This window comes from Nocardia exalbida NBRC 100660, assembly GCF_000308575.1.
Classification (GTDB): Bacteria; Actinomycetota; Actinomycetes; order Mycobacteriales; family Mycobacteriaceae; genus Nocardia; species Nocardia exalbida.
The window spans coordinates 39,054-57,520 of sequence record NZ_BAFZ01000068.1; the positions used below are offsets into that span (position 1 = coordinate 39,054).

At 68.5% G+C, this 18,467-nt stretch carries 19 protein-coding genes; 8 read left to right on the forward strand and 11 right to left on the reverse strand.

The window, feature by feature from the left end:
- Nucleotides 1-18: 18 nt before the first annotated feature.
- Together ON29_RS16245 and dop are read right to left on the reverse strand one after the other, a co-directional pair.
- Nucleotides 19-213 (reverse strand): ubiquitin-like protein Pup, encoded by a 195-nt coding sequence (locus ON29_RS16245; RefSeq protein WP_014986166.1) that lies wholly within the window; start codon nucleotides 211-213, stop codon nucleotides 19-21.
- Nucleotides 214-840: 627 nt separating this feature from the next.
- Nucleotides 841-2,340 (reverse strand): depupylase/deamidase Dop, encoded by a 1,500-nt coding sequence (dop, locus tag ON29_RS16250; protein ID WP_040867183.1) that lies wholly within the window; start codon nucleotides 2,338-2,340, stop codon nucleotides 841-843.
- Between the two features lie 121 nt (nucleotides 2,341-2,461).
- Here dop and ON29_RS16255 point away from each other — a divergent pair, with 121 nt between their 5' ends.
- The 5 genes from ON29_RS16255 (at nucleotide 2,462) to ON29_RS16275 (ending at nucleotide 7,333) form a co-directional block, all read left to right on the forward strand.
- A complete protein-coding gene (locus ON29_RS16255; protein WP_083863595.1) occupies nucleotides 2,462-3,670 on the forward strand; it encodes a DUF418 domain-containing protein in 1,209 nt (402 codons plus the stop codon).
- Between the two features lie 108 nt (nucleotides 3,671-3,778).
- Entirely contained in the window at nucleotides 3,779-4,330 is a 552-nt protein-coding gene (locus ON29_RS16260) for an NUDIX hydrolase (protein ID WP_051175279.1), read from the forward strand.
- A gap of 66 nt (nucleotides 4,331-4,396) precedes the next feature.
- The gene (locus ON29_RS16265) at nucleotides 4,397-4,684 is read left to right on the forward strand and encodes a DUF427 domain-containing protein (protein WP_040867185.1); all 288 of its coding nucleotides are present in this window, start codon (nucleotides 4,397-4,399) and stop codon (nucleotides 4,682-4,684) included.
- Nucleotides 4,685-4,892: 208 nt separating this feature from the next.
- Entirely contained in the window at nucleotides 4,893-5,690 is a 798-nt protein-coding gene (locus ON29_RS16270) for an AraC family transcriptional regulator (RefSeq protein ID WP_306307219.1), read from the forward strand.
- A gap of 446 nt (nucleotides 5,691-6,136) precedes the next feature.
- Nucleotides 6,137-7,333, forward strand: coding sequence for a L,D-transpeptidase (locus ON29_RS16275; protein ID WP_083863598.1), 1,197 nt, complete (start codon nucleotides 6,137-6,139; stop codon nucleotides 7,331-7,333).
- A 9-nt stretch (nucleotides 7,334-7,342) separates the two neighbouring features.
- On the opposite strand, the gene ON29_RS16280 is transcribed toward ON29_RS16275, so the two are convergent.
- Nucleotides 7,343-7,723, reverse strand: coding sequence for a nitroreductase family deazaflavin-dependent oxidoreductase (locus ON29_RS16280; RefSeq protein WP_040867187.1), 381 nt, complete (start codon nucleotides 7,721-7,723; stop codon nucleotides 7,343-7,345).
- 54 nt (nucleotides 7,724-7,777) lie between these two features.
- Between ON29_RS16280 and ON29_RS16285 the strand changes: the two genes are divergently transcribed.
- Complete coding sequence (locus ON29_RS16285) at nucleotides 7,778-8,347, forward strand: NUDIX hydrolase (RefSeq protein ID WP_051175280.1); 570 nt, start codon at nucleotides 7,778-7,780, stop codon at nucleotides 8,345-8,347.
- Between the two features lie 17 nt (nucleotides 8,348-8,364).
- Here ON29_RS16285 and ON29_RS16290 read toward each other — a convergent pair whose 3' ends face one another.
- Complete coding sequence (locus ON29_RS16290) at nucleotides 8,365-9,045, reverse strand: TIGR00266 family protein (RefSeq protein WP_040867188.1); 681 nt, start codon at nucleotides 9,043-9,045, stop codon at nucleotides 8,365-8,367.
- Nucleotides 9,046-9,089: 44 nt separating this feature from the next.
- Nucleotides 9,090-9,458, reverse strand: a complete 369-nt coding sequence (locus ON29_RS16295) for an arsenate reductase family protein (protein WP_040867189.1) — start codon at nucleotides 9,456-9,458, stop codon at nucleotides 9,090-9,092.
- Between the two features lie 102 nt (nucleotides 9,459-9,560).
- On the opposite strand from ON29_RS16295, the gene ON29_RS16300 reads away from it, so the two are divergent.
- Nucleotides 9,561-10,064, forward strand: coding sequence for a nitroreductase/quinone reductase family protein (locus ON29_RS16300; RefSeq protein ID WP_051175281.1), 504 nt, complete (start codon nucleotides 9,561-9,563; stop codon nucleotides 10,062-10,064).
- A 9-nt stretch (nucleotides 10,065-10,073) separates the two neighbouring features.
- Here ON29_RS16300 and ON29_RS16305 read toward each other — a convergent pair whose 3' ends face one another.
- Together ON29_RS16305 and ON29_RS16310 are read right to left on the reverse strand one after the other, a co-directional pair.
- Complete coding sequence (locus tag ON29_RS16305; RefSeq protein WP_040867190.1) at nucleotides 10,074-11,390, reverse strand: aspartate aminotransferase family protein; 1,317 nt, start codon at nucleotides 11,388-11,390, stop codon at nucleotides 10,074-10,076.
- A gap of 142 nt (nucleotides 11,391-11,532) precedes the next feature.
- Nucleotides 11,533-12,000 carry a hypothetical protein gene (locus ON29_RS16310; RefSeq protein ID WP_040867191.1) on the reverse strand — a complete coding sequence of 156 codons (468 nt, stop codon included), beginning with the start codon at nucleotides 11,998-12,000 and terminating at the stop codon, nucleotides 11,533-11,535.
- 396 nt (nucleotides 12,001-12,396) lie between these two features.
- Here ON29_RS16310 and ON29_RS16315 point away from each other — a divergent pair, with 396 nt between their 5' ends.
- Entirely contained in the window at nucleotides 12,397-13,311 is a 915-nt protein-coding gene (locus ON29_RS16315) for an SDR family NAD(P)-dependent oxidoreductase (RefSeq protein ID WP_040867192.1), read from the forward strand.
- Here ON29_RS16315 and ON29_RS16320 read toward each other — a convergent pair.
- From ON29_RS16320 to ON29_RS16340, 4 genes are all read right to left on the reverse strand, one after another.
- A complete protein-coding gene (locus ON29_RS16320; RefSeq protein WP_157172809.1) occupies nucleotides 13,254-13,649 on the reverse strand; it encodes a hypothetical protein in 396 nt (131 codons plus the stop codon). The two genes, ON29_RS16315 and ON29_RS16320, sit on opposite strands and share 58 nt — an antisense overlap.
- 227 nt (nucleotides 13,650-13,876) lie before the next feature.
- Nucleotides 13,877-15,163, reverse strand: a complete 1,287-nt coding sequence (locus ON29_RS16325) for an RsbRD N-terminal domain-containing protein (RefSeq protein ID WP_040867324.1) — start codon at nucleotides 15,161-15,163, stop codon at nucleotides 13,877-13,879.
- Nucleotides 15,164-15,523: 360 nt separating this feature from the next.
- A complete protein-coding gene (locus ON29_RS16335; protein WP_040867196.1) occupies nucleotides 15,524-16,324 on the reverse strand; it encodes a crotonase/enoyl-CoA hydratase family protein in 801 nt (266 codons plus the stop codon).
- Complete coding sequence (locus ON29_RS16340) at nucleotides 16,317-18,467, reverse strand: acetate--CoA ligase family protein (RefSeq protein WP_040867197.1); 2,151 nt, start codon at nucleotides 18,465-18,467, stop codon at nucleotides 16,317-16,319. The genes ON29_RS16335 and ON29_RS16340 overlap by 8 nt, the downstream gene beginning before the upstream one ends.

Consider the following 18,467-nt stretch of genomic DNA (forward strand, 5'->3'; position numbering starts at 1 on the left):
GCGAGGGGTCACCGACTGTCACTGGCCGCCTTTCTGCACGTACGCGCGGACGAAGTCCTCGGCGTTCTCCTCCAGCACGTCATCGATCTCGTCGAGCAGGTCGTCGGTTTCCTCCGCCAGCTTCTCGCGGCGCTCCTGACCGGCGGCATCCACACCGTCCGGGCCCTCGTCCTCGTCGCCGCCCCCGGCGCGCTTGGTCTGCTCTTGTGCCATGGCAGCCGACCTCCTCTGTCCTCACCATGACCGGGACCCATCGTGAGCACGATCCCGATCATGAGCATTGTCCGTGCTCGTTCCTCAACACTACCTACCAGCACCGACAGTGTGCCTATTTTGCTGCCTCATCGGCCGCGCGGGCGCGGCGTGTTCGCGGCCCCCTTGTGGCTCGCGTCCGAGCGACCACCGCTTGCTCCTTCGTCGCCTACGCGGCGGCCACTCGGACGCGAGCCGGGCCGCGAACGGAACATGCTCGGTCTCGCTTCGCTCGAAACCTGGGGCTGAGCTGGTGTGGTGGCGTCGGGCAGTAGCGAATCGGTCGGCCATCGAATCTCAGCGCGACGGCGTCGAACCTGCCGGACCGCGACCGCAACTTCACGCCGACCGGCGTACAGGCCGAGCACCTGTGTCTCGCAGCCCCTGCTGGTGCGCGGGCAACACGTTCGCCGAAGATTCGCGAGCGGGTACCCAGTGGCGCGACCGCCCGACGCGGGGCCCGCGGTCGAGTACGCGCCTCGGTCTACGCCTTCGGCAGCATCGCCGATGTCCGGAGCGTCCGCGGCGTCGCCGAACACGTGTAGCCCGGCCGACCCGTGCGAGGGCCGGGACACGCGCTGCCGAAGACTACGTCGTGAGCTGTTCGACCAGGTCGGCGGCGGTGGTCACGCCGTCGAGGAGCTTGCCGACGTGGGCCTTGGTGCCGCGGCGGGGTTCCAGGGTGGGGATGCGGACCAGGGAGTCGCCGCCCAGGTCGAAGATCACCGAGTCCCAGCTGGCCGCCGCGATGTCGGCGCCGAAGCGGCGCAGGCATTCGCCGCGGAAGTAGGCGCGGGTGTCGGTGGGCGGGTTGGTCATGGCGTCGAGGACCTGTTGCTCGTTGATCAGGCGCTTCATCGAGCCGCGGGCGACCAGACGGTTGTAGAGGCCCTTGTCCAGGCGCACGTCGGAGTACTGCAGGTCCATCAGGTGCAGCTTGGGGGCCGCCCAGCCGAGGCCCTCCCGGCTGCGCATGCCCTCGAGCAGGCGCAGCTTGGCGGGCCAGTCGAGCAGGTTGGCGCACTCCATCGGATCGCGTTCGAGCAGGTCGAGCACCATCGCCCAGTTCTCGATGATGTCCTGGACGCGCTTGTCGTCGTTGCCGGTGCGGTCGACGAATTTCACCACCCGGTCCAGGTAGACGCGCTGCAACGCGAGGCCGGTCAGCTCGCGGCCGTCGGCGAGCGCGACGGTCGCCCGCAGCGTGGGGTCGTGACTGATCGTGTGCACCGCGGTGACCGGGCGCGCCAATTGCAGGTCCGACAGGTCCTCGCCCGCCTCGATCAGGTCGAGGACCAGGGCGGTGGTGCCGACCTTGAGGTAGGTCGACATCTCGGCCAGGTTGGCGTCCCCGATGATGACGTGCAGCCTGCGGTACTTGTCGGCGTCGGCGTGCGGTTCGTCGCGGGTGTTGATGATGCCCCGCTTGAGCGTGGTCTCCAGGCCGACCTCGACCTCGATGTAGTCCGAGCGCTGGGACAGCTGGAAGCCCGCGTGGTCGCCGGATTGGCCGATGCCGACCCGGCCGGAGCCGCACACCACCTGCCGGGACACGAAGAACGGGGTGAGCCCGACGATGATCTGGTTGAACGGGGTGTCCCGGCTCATCAGGTAGTTCTCGTGGGTGCCGTAGGAGGCGCCCTTGCCGTCGACGTTGTTCTTGTACAGCTGCAGCCGCGGGGCTCCCGGCACGCTCGAGGCGTGCCGCGCGGCGGCCTCCATCACCCGCTCGCCCGCCTTGTCCCAGATCACCGCGTCCAGCGGGTCGGTGACCTCGGGCGCGGAGTATTCCGGGTGGGCGTGGTCGACGTAGAGCCGGGCGCCGTTGGTGAGGATCATGTTGGCGGCACCCACCTCGTCGGCGTCGATCACCGGCGCGGGCCCGTTCATCCGGCTCAGGTCGAATCCGCGCGCGTCGCGCAGCGGCGACTCCACCTCGTAGTCCCAGCGGGTGCGCTTCGCGCGCGGCACGCCCTCCGCCGCGGCATAGGCCAAGACCGCCTGGGTCGAGGTGAGGATCGGGTTGGCCGACGGCTCGGTCGGGGTCGAGATGCCGTATTCGACCTCTATTCCGATGATGCGCTGCATGCTGTCGAGCCTATGCGACGCACGCGGCGCAACCGGTCGCGACCGGCGGAGTCCAATGTCATACCGCAGGTGGTACTTCCGGAGGACTCGTCGCGGCGCAGGTCGGCGCGATAGTCGGGACATGTCCGAATCGATCGCCGACCGCCGCCCGGAGACCACCGAACAGCGCCGATCGGCGCCTGCGCGCACCCGGCTCGTCGCATTGGACGTGCTACGCGGGATCGCGATTCTGGGCACCCTCGGCACCAACATCTGGATCATGACCGACCCGCAGGGGCTGGTCGGCTACCTGCACGACCTGGGCGGGCAGGCCGGCGGATGGACGTGGACCGAGCGCGTGCTCCAACAGGCGGCGCAGGGCAAGTTCCTCGGGCTGCTCACCGTCATGTTCGGCATCGGCCTGGCCATCCAGCAGCGCTCCGCGACGACGGCCGGGCGCCGCTGGCCGGGCAAGTACCCCTGGCGCGCGGGACTCCTGCTGCTGGACGGTCTGCTCAATTTCGTCTTCGTCGCCGAGTTCGACGTCCTGATGGGTTACGCGGTAACCGGCCTCGTCGTCGCGTTCGTGCTCGCCACCGGCGAGCGTGCGCAGTGGCGCTGGCTGGTCGGCGCGGCGGCCGTGCACGCGTCGCTGTTGACGCTGATCGCGCTGGCTCTGGTGTTCGCACCGCGCCAGGATTCGGCCGCACGTCCCACGCTGGACCCGAATCCGTACGCGGAGGGCTCGTTCTGGGATCTCGCGCTGTTCCGGCTCGGCCACGCCGGGCTGTTCCGGGTGGAGGCGGTCTTCGTCTTCGCGATGTCGGTCGCGCTGTTCCTGGCCGGCGCCCGGCTGTTTCGGGCCGGGGTGTTCGGCCCGGAAGGCGGGCGGATCCGGAAGCGGCTGATGATCCTCGGGTTCGGCGTGGCGGCGCCGATCGACTCGGCCGTCGGACTCGTCGGCGGCGGCGATCTCATCCTGTTCACCCGTTACGGCAGCGCCCCGTTCGTCGGTCTCGGCATCCTGGCGGCGGTCGCCGAGTGGTACCTGCGGCGTCCCGTGGCCGGGTTCGCCGGGCGGCGCCTCACCGAGATCGGCCGCACCGCGCTCAGCTGCTACATCCTGCAGAACCTGGTGGCATCGATGCTCTGCTACGGATGGGGTTTCGGACTCGCCGCCCGCGTCTCACCCGGCGACCGCGTCCCGTTCACCATCGGTGTCTACCTGCTGGTGGCGGTGATCATCGCGAGCGGAGCGCACCTGTGGTTACGCCGCTTCGAGCGGGGGCCGGTGGAGTGGTTCTGGAACGTGAGCTACCGGACGCTGGCCCGCGAACGCCCGCGGGCCTGACCATGCCGACCGGCAGGGCGCCGAACTCGGCTGCGCCGCTGGGCTTATCGCACCGGGGCGCGGACGAAAGGGCCGGACACGGCGCTCGGCTGCCGCTACCGTCTCACTGTGACGCTCGCCGATCGCTACCCCTTGCTGCACACCCCGGCCCACTGGGCATGGGGTGATCTGGATGTGCGGTTCTCCACCACGCTCCCGTCCGACGAGCTGGTCACCAACATCCACGTGGTCTGCTTCGTCGGCGACGAGATCGTCCTGTGCCGCGACGATCGCGACGTCTGGCTGATTCCCGGCGGCACCAGGGAACGCGGCGAGTCGGTCGACGCGTGTGTACGCCGTGAACTGCTCGAGGAGGCGGGAGCGCGCCCGGTCGGACCGATCGCATGGTTCGGCGCCCACCACGCGACGAGCAACAGCGCCGCGCCGCATCGCGAGTGGCAGCCCCATCCGCACAAGGCGTGGCTCTGGTGCACCGCCGACGTGGTGCTCGATTCCGCGCCGACCAATCCCGACGACGCCGAGCAGATCCTCGAGGTGCGCACTTTTCCGGTCGCCGAGGCGATGCGGCGGGCCGAATCCGACGGCGAGCACCTGAGCGAACTCGTGGCATTGGCCGTCGAGCTGCACCGGCCCGCGTTGCGGCCCGATCATCCCGGGTGACCGCTCGGCCTCGGCCCCGCCCGGTCGGCCGCCGCACCACACACGATATCGGGGCAGAATCGAAGGATGGCAACGGCAACTTGGCGCGGCCGCGTCCTGGCGACCAGCAACGACACCATCCTCATCGAGGGAAACCACTACTTCCCGCCGGACTCCATCCGGCCGGAGTTCTTCCAGCCCTCCGATACGCACACCTACTGCCCGTGGAAGGGCACCGCCAGCTACTACACGGTGGTGGTCGACGGAGACTCCAACACCGATGCCGCCTGGTACTACGCGGAGCCGAAGACCAAGGCGGCGCAGATCAAGGACTATGTCGCGTTCTGGCGCGGCGTCGAGGTGTCCGAGAACTGACCGGCGGACTTTCGCTGCGAGCAATCGAGTAGCGAACTCATGATCGATGCCGGAAGCCGGCCGGGCGGTGATCGGCGAACCGGGTCGGCGGCACGGCAGGCCCGATCCCGGCCACGGGCAGTAATCGGAGGAATCGGGAATACCGCCCGCGCGAAACCGATACGCTCATCCCAGGATTCAGCGCGAGTGTCTCAGCCGGGAGCATCCCATGATGAAGGCTCTGGTCACCAACGGCTTCTCGATGTCGCCTGTGGGCGCAGCGGACGAACCACCGCAGGCGGGTGTCGCACTGCTGCGGCCCGGGGTCCTGGCTTTCGCCGGATCGATCGGTCCGACGGAGTTGCACGCGCACCACGCGGTGCAGATCGTCGCCGCGAGCACTCCGATCGTGGTGGTGGACGGCAGCGGCGTCCGCAGGCAGGGCACCCACGTCATCGTGCCGACCGACGCACCCCACCGCATCGACGTGGGCGCCGCGCACGGCACGGCCGTCTACCTCGATCCCGAGACCGCCGCCGGTGCGGCGGCGGACCGCAGGGCCCATCTCAACGGCTGGGCCGACAGCACCGACACCCTGGGCATCACGGCCGGTAGCGGCGATCTGACCGCGCAGGTCACCGCCGTCGTCGACGAACTGCTGCCGCAGGACGGAGCGTCCGGCGCCGGCGAGCGGCACGCGGTGATCACAGCGGCCCTGCAATTGCTGCCCGTTCTGGTGCGCACGGGCTCCGTGCGCGGCTCGGACGTCGCTCGCCAACTCGGCATTCCGGCGCCCCGGCTCTCCCATCTGTTCACCGAGCAGATGGGAATCCCGTTGCGCCGCTACATCGTCTGGCTGCGGCTGCACATCGCGCGGACCCGCGCACTGGCCGGGGACGACCTCACGACCGCCGCGCACGCCGCGGGTTTCTCCGACGGCGCGGACCTCACCCGCACCTGCCGCCGGACTTTCGGGCTGCCGCCCTCGGTACTGAGCCGCACCGGCGAATCGGCCCCGGACGCGTAACTCTTCTGCCCGGCGATCGGCTCGCGCTCGCCCCTACTCGCCTCCGTTGCGTAGGCCGATGCGACGATCAGCCGCCTCCTCGACACCGGCACCCGACCAGCTGCTGCCCGTCACCGGTGATGAGGCAGAGTCGCCCACCCGTAGAGTGCCGCCGGCGTGGTGCTGCGAGCACGTGGCCCGGGGGTAACGGGCTCGCAATAGGGGGTTGCCCGAGGTGGCCGGGCCGGTCGTGGGCAGGCCGGTGAGTGGAGCAAGCGCGAACATCTGGTCCCGGCCCTGGCAGATCACCGTCGAGCGTCTTACGAGAACCCGGATCGATCGAGGAACGGTATCGGTTGTGCGGCGGATCGGTGGAGATGCTGGGCGTCGGCGCCCCTGGCTGTGCTCGGCTGCCGCATGCTGGCGGACAGAGGTCGGCCCAGCACCCCGGAGAAGGGAGATAGACGGTGGCAGTGGGACGTCGTCGGCTGCTGATCGGCTTCGCCGGTGCGGGTGGCCTCGCCTTGGCCGGATGGGGGTGGACGCGAGAACTCGCGCCACCTCTCGTACCCGCCACAATCCGGTTCGATCCCGCACCCGGCGCACACGATGTCGAAGCACGCAGTCCCGGCACGATCACCGTCACCGACGGGACGCTGCGGTCGGTCGAATGGACCGACGAAACGGGCAGATCGCTGCCGGGCGTACCGGCACCCGATCATCGGTCCTGGACCACCGCCGAACCGCTCGGCTACGGACACACCTACACCGCGAAAGCCGTGGCTCACGGTGAAACCGGCGATGTCACCGCGACCACAACCTGCACCACGGTGGCACCGCGACAGCTCATCGATGTCTCCCTGCGCTCCGCCAATCTCGTCGATCTGACCGAAAACGACAGCTACGGAGTAGGTTTCGTGCTCGTCGCCTATTTCGACGAACCCGTGGACCGGGCCGCCGTGGAACGCCACCTGAAGGTCATCACCGAGCCTGCCGTCGCCGGTGCGTGGTACTGGCTCGACGATCAGAACGCGCACTGGCGCCCGGAGCACTATCACGCACCGGGCACCAGGATCACGATCGAGGCCGAATTCTTCGGCCGCGCGCTGGGCGACGGCCGCTACGGCGCGCGCGACCAACGGGTTTCGGTGAATATCGGGCCCGCGCACGTCGCGATCGCCGACGACGAGACCAAACAGATCGAGGTCTTCGACAACGGAAACCTCGTGCGCCTCATGCCCACCTCGATGGGCATGGGCGGCACCGCGGTCGTCGGCGGCACAGTCATGTCGTTCTGGACTCGCCCGGGCATCTACACCGTGCTCGACCAGAATGATCCGGTGATCATGGACTCCGCCAGCTACGGCCTGCCCACCGGCTCCGCGCTCGGCTACCGCACGAGCATCAACCACGCGGTCCGCATCAGCCACGACGGAATCTTCGTGCACGAATTGGCCGCGAGCATGTGGGCCCAAGGCAACACCAACGTCTCACACGGCTGCCTGAACATCTCCCCTGCCGACGCCGCGTGGTTCTACGACTTCGTCATCCCCGGCGATGTCGTCGAGGTCCGCAATACCGGCGGCGAACCCCTCGACATCTGGCACAACGGCGATTGGAGCATCCCGTGGGCCGACTGGCTTCGTGGTGGCGCCCCCGCCTGACGGCGGCCTTCACGCCGCCGGACGGGACTCGACGTAGTAGTCCGCCGAGATCGTCTTCAGCACCTGCCGGACCCCCAACGGCGCCCACGCCGCGGACGGGTCGCGCCGCACCACCGGATCGGTCAGTTCGACGAGGTGACCGCGGGTTTCCAGCGCGAATGTGCCCGCCGCGCTGATGTTCTTGACCCAGTCGACATTCCGGCCGTACGTCAGCGCGATCCGGTACGCGCCGTCCTGCTCGAAGACCATGACCGGGGTGCGGTAGGACCGTCCCGATTTCCGGCCCTTGTGCAGCACGATGCCGAAGCCGGGGGCGCGGCCCGCGACCAGGCCCGCGGTCGGATTGGTGACATGCCGGTTGAAATTCGCCAGTGCGTGCGGAAGCACCATGGGCGGCGATCCTCTCTCCCTGTGGCGTGCGGTGTTCACGTTACTCTCGACCCCATGTCCGCTCCGCATCGTGCGTCGCCCCACGCCGGAGATCCGAGGGCCGAGGCGATCGCGGTCTATGACCGGGCGGGCAACCCGGTCGGCGAGGCCGAGCGGGCCACGGTCTATCGCGAGGGATTGTGGCATGCCAGCGCCGGTGTGCTCCTGCGGTCCGGTGACGGCGCGCGCGTCTACGTGCACCGTCGCACCGACACCAAGCTCGTTTTCGCGGGCATGCACGATTGCCTGGCCGGTGGTGTGGTCGCGCCGGGCGAAGCGCCGCGCGAGACCGCCCTGCGCGAATTGACCGAGGAATTGGGTGTGACGCCGGACCCCGCCGAACTGTCCCCGGAGCCGCGGGCGAGGGTCTCCTGGGACGGCGAATGGGACGGCCGGCCGATGCGATGCCACCTGTACGCGTACGAACTGCGCTGCGACGGCCCCGTCCGTCACCAGCCCGACGAGATCGCCGATGGATGGTGGTGGACCGACGCCGAGTTGCGCGCGCGTCTGGCCGATCCGGACTGGCCGTTCGTTCCCGACACCCGCCTGCTGATCGGGGACCTGCTGGTGAGCGCAGGATAGCCAGGACGACGCCGTGATCAGCTGGGCGACGCGGCCGACCCGGCCCAGGCGGCGAACGCGCCGGGATTGCGGGTCTGCAGCAGCACCCGGCCGGGGCCGGTGAAGTCGAAGACGAAGCCCTCGCCGGACTTCAACGACTGGATCGATCGACCCGAAACCGCCCGCCGGATGGTGAAATTCATCGCCAGGTCGTAGGCGACCACATGCCCGGTGTCGATCGTGATCGGCTCGCCCGGCTGCAAGTCGATCACATCGATCGCACCGAACACGCCCACCACGATCTCGCCTTCGCCGTGCGCGCGCAGGCCGAACCCGCCTTCGCCGCCGAACAGGTTGGCGAAACCGCCCCACTTGCTCTCCACCTGCACGCCGTGCGAGTTGGCGATCCAGCCCCCGCGGCTGATGAAGAACGGCCGGTCCGGGGCGATCTGCAGATTGAGCACGTCACCGGGAAGCGCGGGCGCCACGTCGACCCAGCCGCCCTGCGGCGGCGCGGTGAACGTCGAGACAAAGAACGATTCCCCGGCCAGCACCGACCGCTTCAACCCGGCCAGGATGCCGCCCTCGGCCTTGGCCTGCAACGTGACTCCCGCCGAATGGGCCACCATGGCGCCGCTCTCGACCCGCATCGGCTCGCCGCCCGCGAGGAAGCATCGCGCGATGGCGGCGGCCGGGCTGTGGCGCAGTTGTACCTTCATGCCCGCCGACCCTACCGCCGGGGCCTGCCCCGCGGGCACGGCCGTCAGAGCAGGTCGCGCAGCGCGGCGTCATCGCGGGCCACGGCCGCCCCGCCGTCGGCGGTCAGCACGATCGGTCGCTGGATCAGTCCCGGATGTTGCACCAGTGCTTCGATCCAGCGGTCGCGGTCGGCGGCGGTCCGCGCCCAGCTCGCCATGCCGAGATCCTTGGCGGTCTGCTCGCCGGTGCGGGTGATATCCCACGGCTCGGCGCCCAGCCGCCGCAGCACCTCACGCAACTCGGCGGCAGTCGGCGGCTGGTCCAGATACTTCCGCACGGTGTAGTCGACACCGGCCTCGTCCAGGAACGCGGTGGCGTTGCGGCTCTTGCTGCACCGCGGGTTGTGCCAGATCTCTGTTTGCCCGGAAGTCATACACGGAGGGTACCGAGGGCGCCCACCGCCGCCATCCGGTGCCCATTCGCGGATCTCGGACGTCGTCCCGCGAAGTGCGGCGCGTACTCCGATACTGGGAGCATGAGTGAGCACGCGTCGTCCGAAAACCCTTACGGCACACCGACCACGTCCGGTCCCGAACCCATCCCGTCGTACCAGGTCCTGATGAATCGGGTCGTGCGGACGCTGCTGCGCGTGCCGGGCATATCCGGCGTCGTCGGCAAACGGCTGATGGTCCTGCACGTCGTCGGGCGCAAGTCCGGGAAGGTCTACGATGTGCCGCTGGCCTACACCCGGCACGGTGACAGCCTGCTGATCGGCACCGCCCTGCGTCCGTGGGTGAAGAACCTGCGGGCGGGGGATCCCGTGCGGGGCTCCTTCGGCGGCGAACCGCGCACCTTCGTCCCGGTCGTCCACACCGCCGAGGCCGACGTGCTCCGGCTCTACGAGATCGTCGCGCGGGACAACAAGCAGAACGCGAAGTACAACGGCATCGGCTTCACCGCCGACGGTTCGCCCTCCAAGGCCGACATCTACCAGACCTGGCAGCAGGGCGGCGTGGTGGTGGAACTGACGCCGCACTGAGCGGGCGGGTCAGTTCCGGACGTAGCCGTCGGCGACGTCGAGCACTTCGTCGACGATCTCCAGGCCGGTGCGCAGTTCGTCGGCCGTCGTGGTGAGCGGCGGCGCGATCTGGAAACGGTTGCCCGCGTTGAACGGCCACAGCCCGCGCGCCTTGGCCGCCGCGGTGACCGCGAGCATCGGTTCGGCGTCCGCGCCCGTCGCCGCGAACGGGATCAGCGGTTCCCCGCTGCGCTGATCCCGAACCAGCTCGAGCGCCCAGAAGAACCCCAGTCCACGGACCTCGCCGACGCTCGGATGACGAGCGGCCAGCTCACGCAGGCCTTTTCCGAGCACGTCGGCGCCCACCGAACGCACGTGATCCAGAATTCCCTCACGCTCGAACACCGCGATCGAAGCGACGCCGGCCGCGCAGGCCAAGGGGTGCCCCGCGTAGGTGAGGCCGCCCGGATACGTCACATGGTCGTAGCGCTGCGCGATGCGTTCGGCCATGAGTACGCCCCCGAGCGGGACATAGCCGGAGTTCACCCCCTTGGCGAAGGTGATGATGTCCGGCTCGACACCGAACGCCTGCACCGCGAACCACTCACCCACCCGGCCGAACCCGACCATCACCTCGTCGGCGATGTAGACGATGCCGAACTCGTCGCACAGTGCTCGCACGCCCGCGAGGTAGCCGGGCGGCGGGACGAGCACACCGTTGGTGCCCACCACCGTCTCCAGGATCAGCCCGGCGATGTGCTGCGGACCCTCCAGTTCGATCACCTGCCGCAGGTGCGCCAGCGCGGCGGCCGTCTCCTCCTCGGGACCGGCCGTGCCCCAAGGCGATCGGTACGGGTAGGGCCCGAAGAATCGCACCACGTCGACGTTGGTCGGCTCCGCGCCCCAGCGCCGCGGTTCCCCGGTGAGGCCGATCGCCACCCCCGTGCCGCCGTGGTAGGAGCGGTAGGCCGCGAGCATCTTCGTGCGCCCGGTGTAGCTTCGCGCCAGGCGCACCGCGTGTTCGACGGCCTCCGCGCCGCCCGTGGTGAACAGGATCCGGTTCAGCTCACCCGGAGCCCGCTCGACGATCAGCCGGGCCAGTTCACTGCGTACGTCGTTGGCGACGGTCGGCGAGATCGTCGCCAACCGCTGTGCCTGGGCGACGATCGCCGCGACGATGTCCGGGTGCTGGTGACCGATGTTCACGTTGACCAGCTGTGAGGAGAAGTCCAGGTAGCGCTTGCCCGTGTCGTCCCAGAAGTAGGAGCCGAACGCCCCGGTGATGGGGGCCGGGTTCACCTCGGCCTGTGCGCTCCAGGGATAGAAGACGTGATCTGACCCGCTCATGGGGCGAATTCCCCCTTCGAACCCGGATAGAACAGCACATTGGCACCATAGCCCTATCGGGGCGCCTGCGCGGCTGGAGGCGCGGCATATGACGAGAAGAGTGGTCCAGGGACGTGACCAGGGCGCGGGTACAAGAATCTCATCAGGAGTTTTTCGTCGTCCCAACGCCGTTGTCCCGCGTTTCGATGGCCTTGACGGTCTTGTCGAGGGCCTGTCGCAGGACGCGTTTGCCGACGGTCCCGACCACGACTCCGAGGACCCGGCCCTTGAGGTTCTTGCCCTCGCGAACGATGACGACATCCAGATCGGTTTTCCCGTCCGGCCTGCGGTTGAAGGTGTAGGTGTGACCGGAGTGGCCGCCCCATACGTTCGAGTCGGTGGTCGTCATGACGACGCGATCGGGCTCGGACCAGTCGTAGTGCAGCCGTTCCCAGATGCCGTGCGAGCCTTCGGTGACGTCGGCTTCACGGCGGCCTTGGTTGTGCACCTCGAGGTATTCGTCGGCGCTGTTGCCGAATACTTGCGAGCGGCCCGGCCCGAAATCGGTGAGCGCCGCGACGAACTGCTCCGGTGTCGAATTCGTCGTTTCCTTGAAGTGGATGGTGGACATTGCCTGCTCCTTCACCTTCGGATGATTACTTCAGGGGTGACGGGGTCGCGGTTCGGATGCTGCATCGCAGCTGTCGCCCCCGTCGACGTCGACGGCAGGTTCACGATCAGGAAGTGAGAGCGATCCGAGCGAGGCCTCATCACATGCGTGCGCATCCGCGGAATGCGCTGGTACCCCCACAGCAGCGTCGGCCCCGGACAGAGCGGGCCGTACGATCGCCCTCAACCTGCGTCCCTTGATGAAGCATGAGCTGCGGACGCGAGTCGGCGCAAGAGCGAGATCGGTTTGCCACCTCCTTGCGCGACCGCACCGGTAAGCGCGACGGTGAGAGTGTGCGTCCCACCCCGCCGGGCTCGTCGGAGGGCCCGACGGACCGACCGATCCTTGGGAGGAAGAATGGCGAACAGGTGGACCGAGCAAGACATACCGGACCAGAAGGGACGACTAGCGATAGTCACCGGTGCCAACAGCGGACTCGGGTTCGAGGCGGCCCGGGCCCTCGCGGCGCACGGCGCGACGGTGGTGTTGGCGGTGCGGGATGTGGACAAGGGCAAACATGCCGCGGACCGTATCGCCGAGGCGGTTGCGGGCGCGGACACCACCGTCCAGCAGCTCGACCTGACCTCACTGGCATCCGTGCGGACCGCTGCCGAACAGCTGAAGTCCGCCCACTCCGCGATCGACCTCTTGATCAACAACGCCGGGGTGATGTACCCGCCGAGGCAGACCACCAGCGACGGATTCGAGCTGCAATTCGGCACGAATCACTTGGGGCACTTCGCGCTCACCGGCCTGCTGCTCGACAAAATGCTGCCGATGCCGGGTTCACGGGTGGTCACGGTCAGCAGTGTCGGGCATCGGATCCGGGCGCGAATCGACTTCGACGATCTCCGAGCAGAACGGTCCTACAACCGGGTGGCGGCCTACGGCCGGTCCAAGCTGGCGAACCTGATGTTCACCTACGAACTGCAACGCCGCCTGTCCGGTACCGGTACCACGATCGCGGTCGCGGCGCACCCCGGTGCCGCGAACACCGACTTGATGCGCAACATGCCCGCCGCGCTGCGTGCGCTCGTGCCGGTCGTCGCGCCCATCGCCACCCAGACCCCCGCGATGGGCGCCTTGCCGATACTTCGCGCAGCCACCGATCCCGGCGTGCTCGGCGGTCAGTACTACGGACCGGGCGGGTTCCTGGAGACCCGCGGCTACCCGAAGATCGTCGCATCCAGTTCGCGATCACATGACACGGCGATTCAGCAACGCTTGTGGAAGGTTTCGGAGGAATTGACCGGAGTCACCTTTCCCGTCTGATCGCTGCGTCGCGGAACGAACGTCGGGCGTGTTTCGGCGCTCGGTTGGGCGCGTTGCGTGACGGAACTCGCTGTGGACTTCTGGTCGGTGTCGCTGCAAAGTGATCGGGTGTGCTGTCTGCGGACCAAGCGCAGACCCCACACGCTCAGCGAACCGGCGAGACTCATGTAGATGGCGTAGGCGGCGGCGACCAGCAGCGAGCCGTAGTCGTGTGACCAACTCCGAGCCGGCAGCAGTGCGGCGAACCCGCCGCCGATCAGGATGATGCCGAGTACCAGTGCGGGCGCTGCGAGCGGGAGGATCTCGTCGGATTCGTGCTGGGTATTCGGCGCGGGCATATTTTCGGCGCTGTTCGTCGCCGGGTGGGTATCCGTGGCGGCCGGTGTATCCGATCGCGGCGATGGTGATTCCGCCGGAATGAACATAATCAATTCTTCTTCCTGGATGGGCTCCACCCTGCTGCGCGGTTCTGTTCGAGGTCGACGCAAGGACAGTAGATCGGCACGCAGATCGCGCCATCGTTTCAGGAGTACGAATTCTTACCGGACGTTTGTTACCGGAAAAGCTACGCCGGGTCCCGGCGCAACACCGCGCCCCCGTACCACTGGCACACCAACAACGCCATCTCGACCTCGAGCCGGTCGTCGTCCAACGGCCGACCCCGCCGCGCAACCGCTCGCGCTATCCGGTACTTCACGGAATTGAAGTGCAGGTTCATTTCCGCGGCCGCGGCCTTGTAGCTCGAACCGGCGCGCAGGAACACTCGCAAGGTCTCCCGCAATCGCTCGTCGTTGTCGGTCTCGCAGGCCAGATCGCCGAGTACCTCGCTCACCCAGTCCCGGGCCTCGGCTATGTCACCACCCAGCAACGCCGCGGCCGACAGGCCCGGATCGGTCGCGGAGAAGACCATCGGATCCTCCGCGCCGCGCGCGAGTGCGACCGCGCGGGCGGCTCGAGCGTGCCGGTGTGACCTGCGGAAGCCCTCGACTCCGGCGCCGGGTGTGCCGATCGCGAAGCAGGGAAGGTCGGCTCGGTCGCGTGCGAACCTGCGTACCGCGCCGACCGGGTCGGCTGGACGCGATCGGTAAGGCAACCAGGCCCATGCGCTGACCCGGTCGACGGCGGCGCACAGCGGGCGCGCCGACGTGTTCGCCGCTTCGGCCAATTCCCGCACGAACCGCTGTATGCGGGGCAACTCGTCACCGTCGGCGCTCAACTCCGGATACCACAGCACCAGCGCGAGGTGATGCCAGCGCAGCGGGTAGCGGATCGACTCGCTCGCCGCATCGACGTCGATGGCGCCCGTCTCGGTCAGCACTTCGCGGACCTGCAGGGCACGGATGCTGTTCTGATTTTCCAACCACTGCTCCCGCTCGCCCTGATAGGCGGCGACAACCTGCCGGGTGATCGAGTCGATATAGTCGAACAGCGTCGTAGTGATCGTCTCCAGGACGTCGACCCGCTGCTGCGCGGTGATGTCGGCGGCGCGCACCTCCGCGAACACCAGTTCGCTCATCCGTCGCTGCCCCACCCAGTAGGCGCGGATCAAAGCATTGAGCGAAACCCCGTGCTGGGCGATACGTTTGGCGTATTCGATCGCCGCCGTCGGCGCCTGGACCCGCGTGACCGGAATATCGTGGCGCAGCCCCTGCAACAGTGTTTCCACATTCGCTTCCACGCTGGCCCCGAGCAGTTCCCGGGAATGCGTGTCCTCGCGCAGTTCGGCTATTTCGTCCTCGAGGTTGCGCCCGATGGTCGCGCCGATTTCCGTCACCCGCTCGTTCATGCGGGCAGCGATCCGTCCGACGCAGCGGCCGAGTTCGACTTCGCTATCGCGACGAAAAGTCGTCACACGATCATTGTAGGTACCTCCCTGCGGCGTCGTCTGTCCGGCGGCGGCAGAACGATCGAGGTCGCGGCACAACCGGGTGTGGCCGACACCGACTGCGGGCGTGCGTACCGAATCGGTGGTAGCCAGGGAAGTGCGGCTGGGTGATGTGATCCCAGGATCCGGCCGGGACCAGTGTGTGGCGGCGCGTGGAGGACCTCGGGTGTGACTCCCGAGCTCGTGACGGCGGCTCGGGAGAGCTCTGGCAGCTATACACGGACATCTGGCGATTTCAGGCCGATGCGCCCGACAGCTCCCACGCTTCGATCGGGTCGCGGGAGTACCAGTGGCCGGTGCCTGCCGGGTCGGCGCAGCACAGCCGTCTCAGCGGCCTGTGAACTCGGGAACTCTGCGCTCCAGCATGGCCGCGAGGGCCTCGCGGTGGTCCTCCGTGTGGTGCGCGGCCGCCTGCATCGCAGCCGAGAGTTCGAGCAAACTTTCCAGGCTCTGATGAGTTCCTTCGCGCAGCAGTCGCTTGGTCATCCGCAGTACGTGGGGCGGATTGGCGCACACCCGGGCAGCGAGCCGGTGGGCCGCGTCCAAGAGGGCGCTGGGCTCGACCACTTCGGAGACCAGTCCCCAATCGAGTGCGGTGTTCGCATCGATCGGCTCGCCGGTGAAGGCCATCTCGCAGGCCCTGGCCATGCCGATCGCCCGCGGCAGCAGCCAGGCGCCGCCGTCACCAGGGATGAGCCCGACCTTGACGAAACTCTCGGCGAACACCGCCGTCCCGGCGGCGAGGCGCATGTCGCACATCAGTGCCAGATCCAAACCCGCGCCGACGGCCGGGCCGTTGACGGCGGCGATGGTCGGTACCTCGCAGTGGTACAGAGCTTTCGGTATGCGCTGAATGCCGTGCCGGTATTCCTGACGCAACTGCGCCGGTGCGCCGCCGAACATCCCGGTCCGCTCGCGCATGTGCACGACGTTGCCGCCGGAGGAGAACGCCGAGCCCGCACCGGTGAGTATCGCCACCCGCAGACCTGGGTCTCGGTTGGCCGCCGTCACTGCGTCTTCGAGGGCATTGATGGTGTCGGTTCCGGAGATCGGATTTCGGGCTTGCGGATTGTTCAAGGTCCACACGACCACGTCGCCGGTCCGTTCGATCAGGATCGGGTCATTCATCACGATCTCCGGAGAGTCTCTCGGCCAACACGATCCGCACGTCGACCGGTGTGATCCCGGCCTCCGAGGCGATCACGGGGTTCAGATCGAGTTCGGCAATCTCCGGGTGCGCGGCGACGAAATCGCCGACACGGACGAGGAACCGTGCGAGGCTTCCGCGATCGACCGCGGGAAGATGCCGGTAACCGTCGAGCATGCGAGCAGCGATCGTCTCCTCGATCATCTCGCGGGCTTCCAATTCGGTCAGCGGCACCGCTCGGAAAGTGACGTCCCGGACCGCCTCGACCAGCACGCCACCGGTGCCGAACGCCAGCACGGGCCCGAAGATCGGATCGCGCGTGGCGCCGACGAGCAGTTCCACCCCGGGGTCGGCCATCGGAGTCACGATCATGCCGTCGATGTGGGCGTCGGGCGCGTGCGTGGTGACCGAGTCGATGATGGCCTCGGCATGCTCGGTCGCGGTGGCGGCCACAACACCCAGCCTGACCCCTCCGACGTCGGATTTGTGGCTCACCTGCCCCGAGACGACTTTCACCGCGCACGGTCGCCCGAACGCGGCGACGGCCGGGCCGACCGCATCGACGCCGCGGACGAAGGTCCACGGCCCGGCGTCGACTCCCGCCTTCGCCAGCGCCTGCCGTGCGGTCGGCTCGTCGAGCATGCCCGAGCCCGGGATCGGCGCGGCCGGTGGCGGCAGCAGCAGCGAAGAGCGTTGCGCACGCTCGACCGGTACGCGCCCACGCCGTTGCAAGGCGGCGACCACGCGTACGGCGTGCTCGATCGAGCCGAGCACCGGTACGCCGCCCGCCCGTAGCCGGTCGTGGTTGGCGATGTCCAGACCGGCATAGCAACTCTGGATCAGAAGTGGCACATCATATTCTGCGGAGAGCGCCAGCAAGGCGCCCGCGGCGGCGTCTTCGGTGTCGCGCAACCCCGCGTCGAACCGGAGATGGTAGCCGCCGTACAGGCCGATGATCAGCACGAGACCCACCGCGGGGTCGCGCATGAGGATCTCGGTGGCTTCGGCGAAGACCATCGGGTCGGCGTCGGCCGCGCCTGCCAGGTCTACCGGACCGGACACCGCGGCGGCGTCTCCGAGCAGTCGCCGCAACTGTCGCCGGGTCCGCTCGCTGAACCGCGCCGATTCGATGCCCTGCGCGGCCAAGGCGTCCGAGGCCAGCGCGGCATGACCGCCACCATCGCTGAGGATGGCGACGGTGCGGCCGTGAACTATGGGAGCGCAGGTGGCGAGCGCCCCGGCGACGACAGCCAGTTCGTCTGAACGGTCGACCAATTCCACCCCGGCTTGGCGCAGGACGGCGGTCGCAACGGCGTCCGAACCCGCGATCGAGCCGGTGTGCGAGGCCGCTGCACGGCGGCCGCTCTCCGAACGTCCGCCGCGTAGCAGCGCGACCGGCGTATCCGGCACGGTGCGAGCGGCGGCCACGAGAAACGATCGCCCATCGGCGAATCCCTCGGCATGGATCGCCACAACGCCGGTTTCCGGATGACGGGCGAGTTCGACAAGGCATTCGTCGTAGCGGACGTCGGCTTGATTGCCCAATCCCACGTACGCGTGGAAGCCGGGACCTTTCGCGGCGCGGTCGTCGTTCACCAACGACAGCAGCATGTTCCCGCTCTGCGTGATGACACTGATCGGTCCGCGCGGAATATTCTGCAGGCCGACGAGATTCGCACCGGAAGTCAGATTGAGCAGGCCGGAGGTGTTCGGGCCGATTACCCGGATCCCCGTCTCATCGATCGCCGCGGTCAGGGCGGCGGCGAGGGCGGCGCCATCCTCTCCGATCTCGCCGAAGCCGTTGGCGAGCACCACCGCTCCGGCGATCCCCGCGGCCGCGCACTGACGCAGCGCACCCGGCACAGCGGCTGCGGGCACGGCGATCAACGCGACGTCGGCGCCCTCGGGAACCTGATCGATCGACGCGTGGACATCAAGGCCGAGGATCTGCCGGGTGTTCGGATTGACCGGGTAGACGGGGTAGGCGTAGCCCGCCTCTCGCAGGGCGCGGATGGCCTGGTGACCGCGCTTCGCCGGGTCGGCGGACGCGCCGACCACCACGATGGAGCGGGGGTCGAGCAGCCGTTCGAGCCGGGTCCGGGCCGGGGCGTCGAGTGAGGTCAC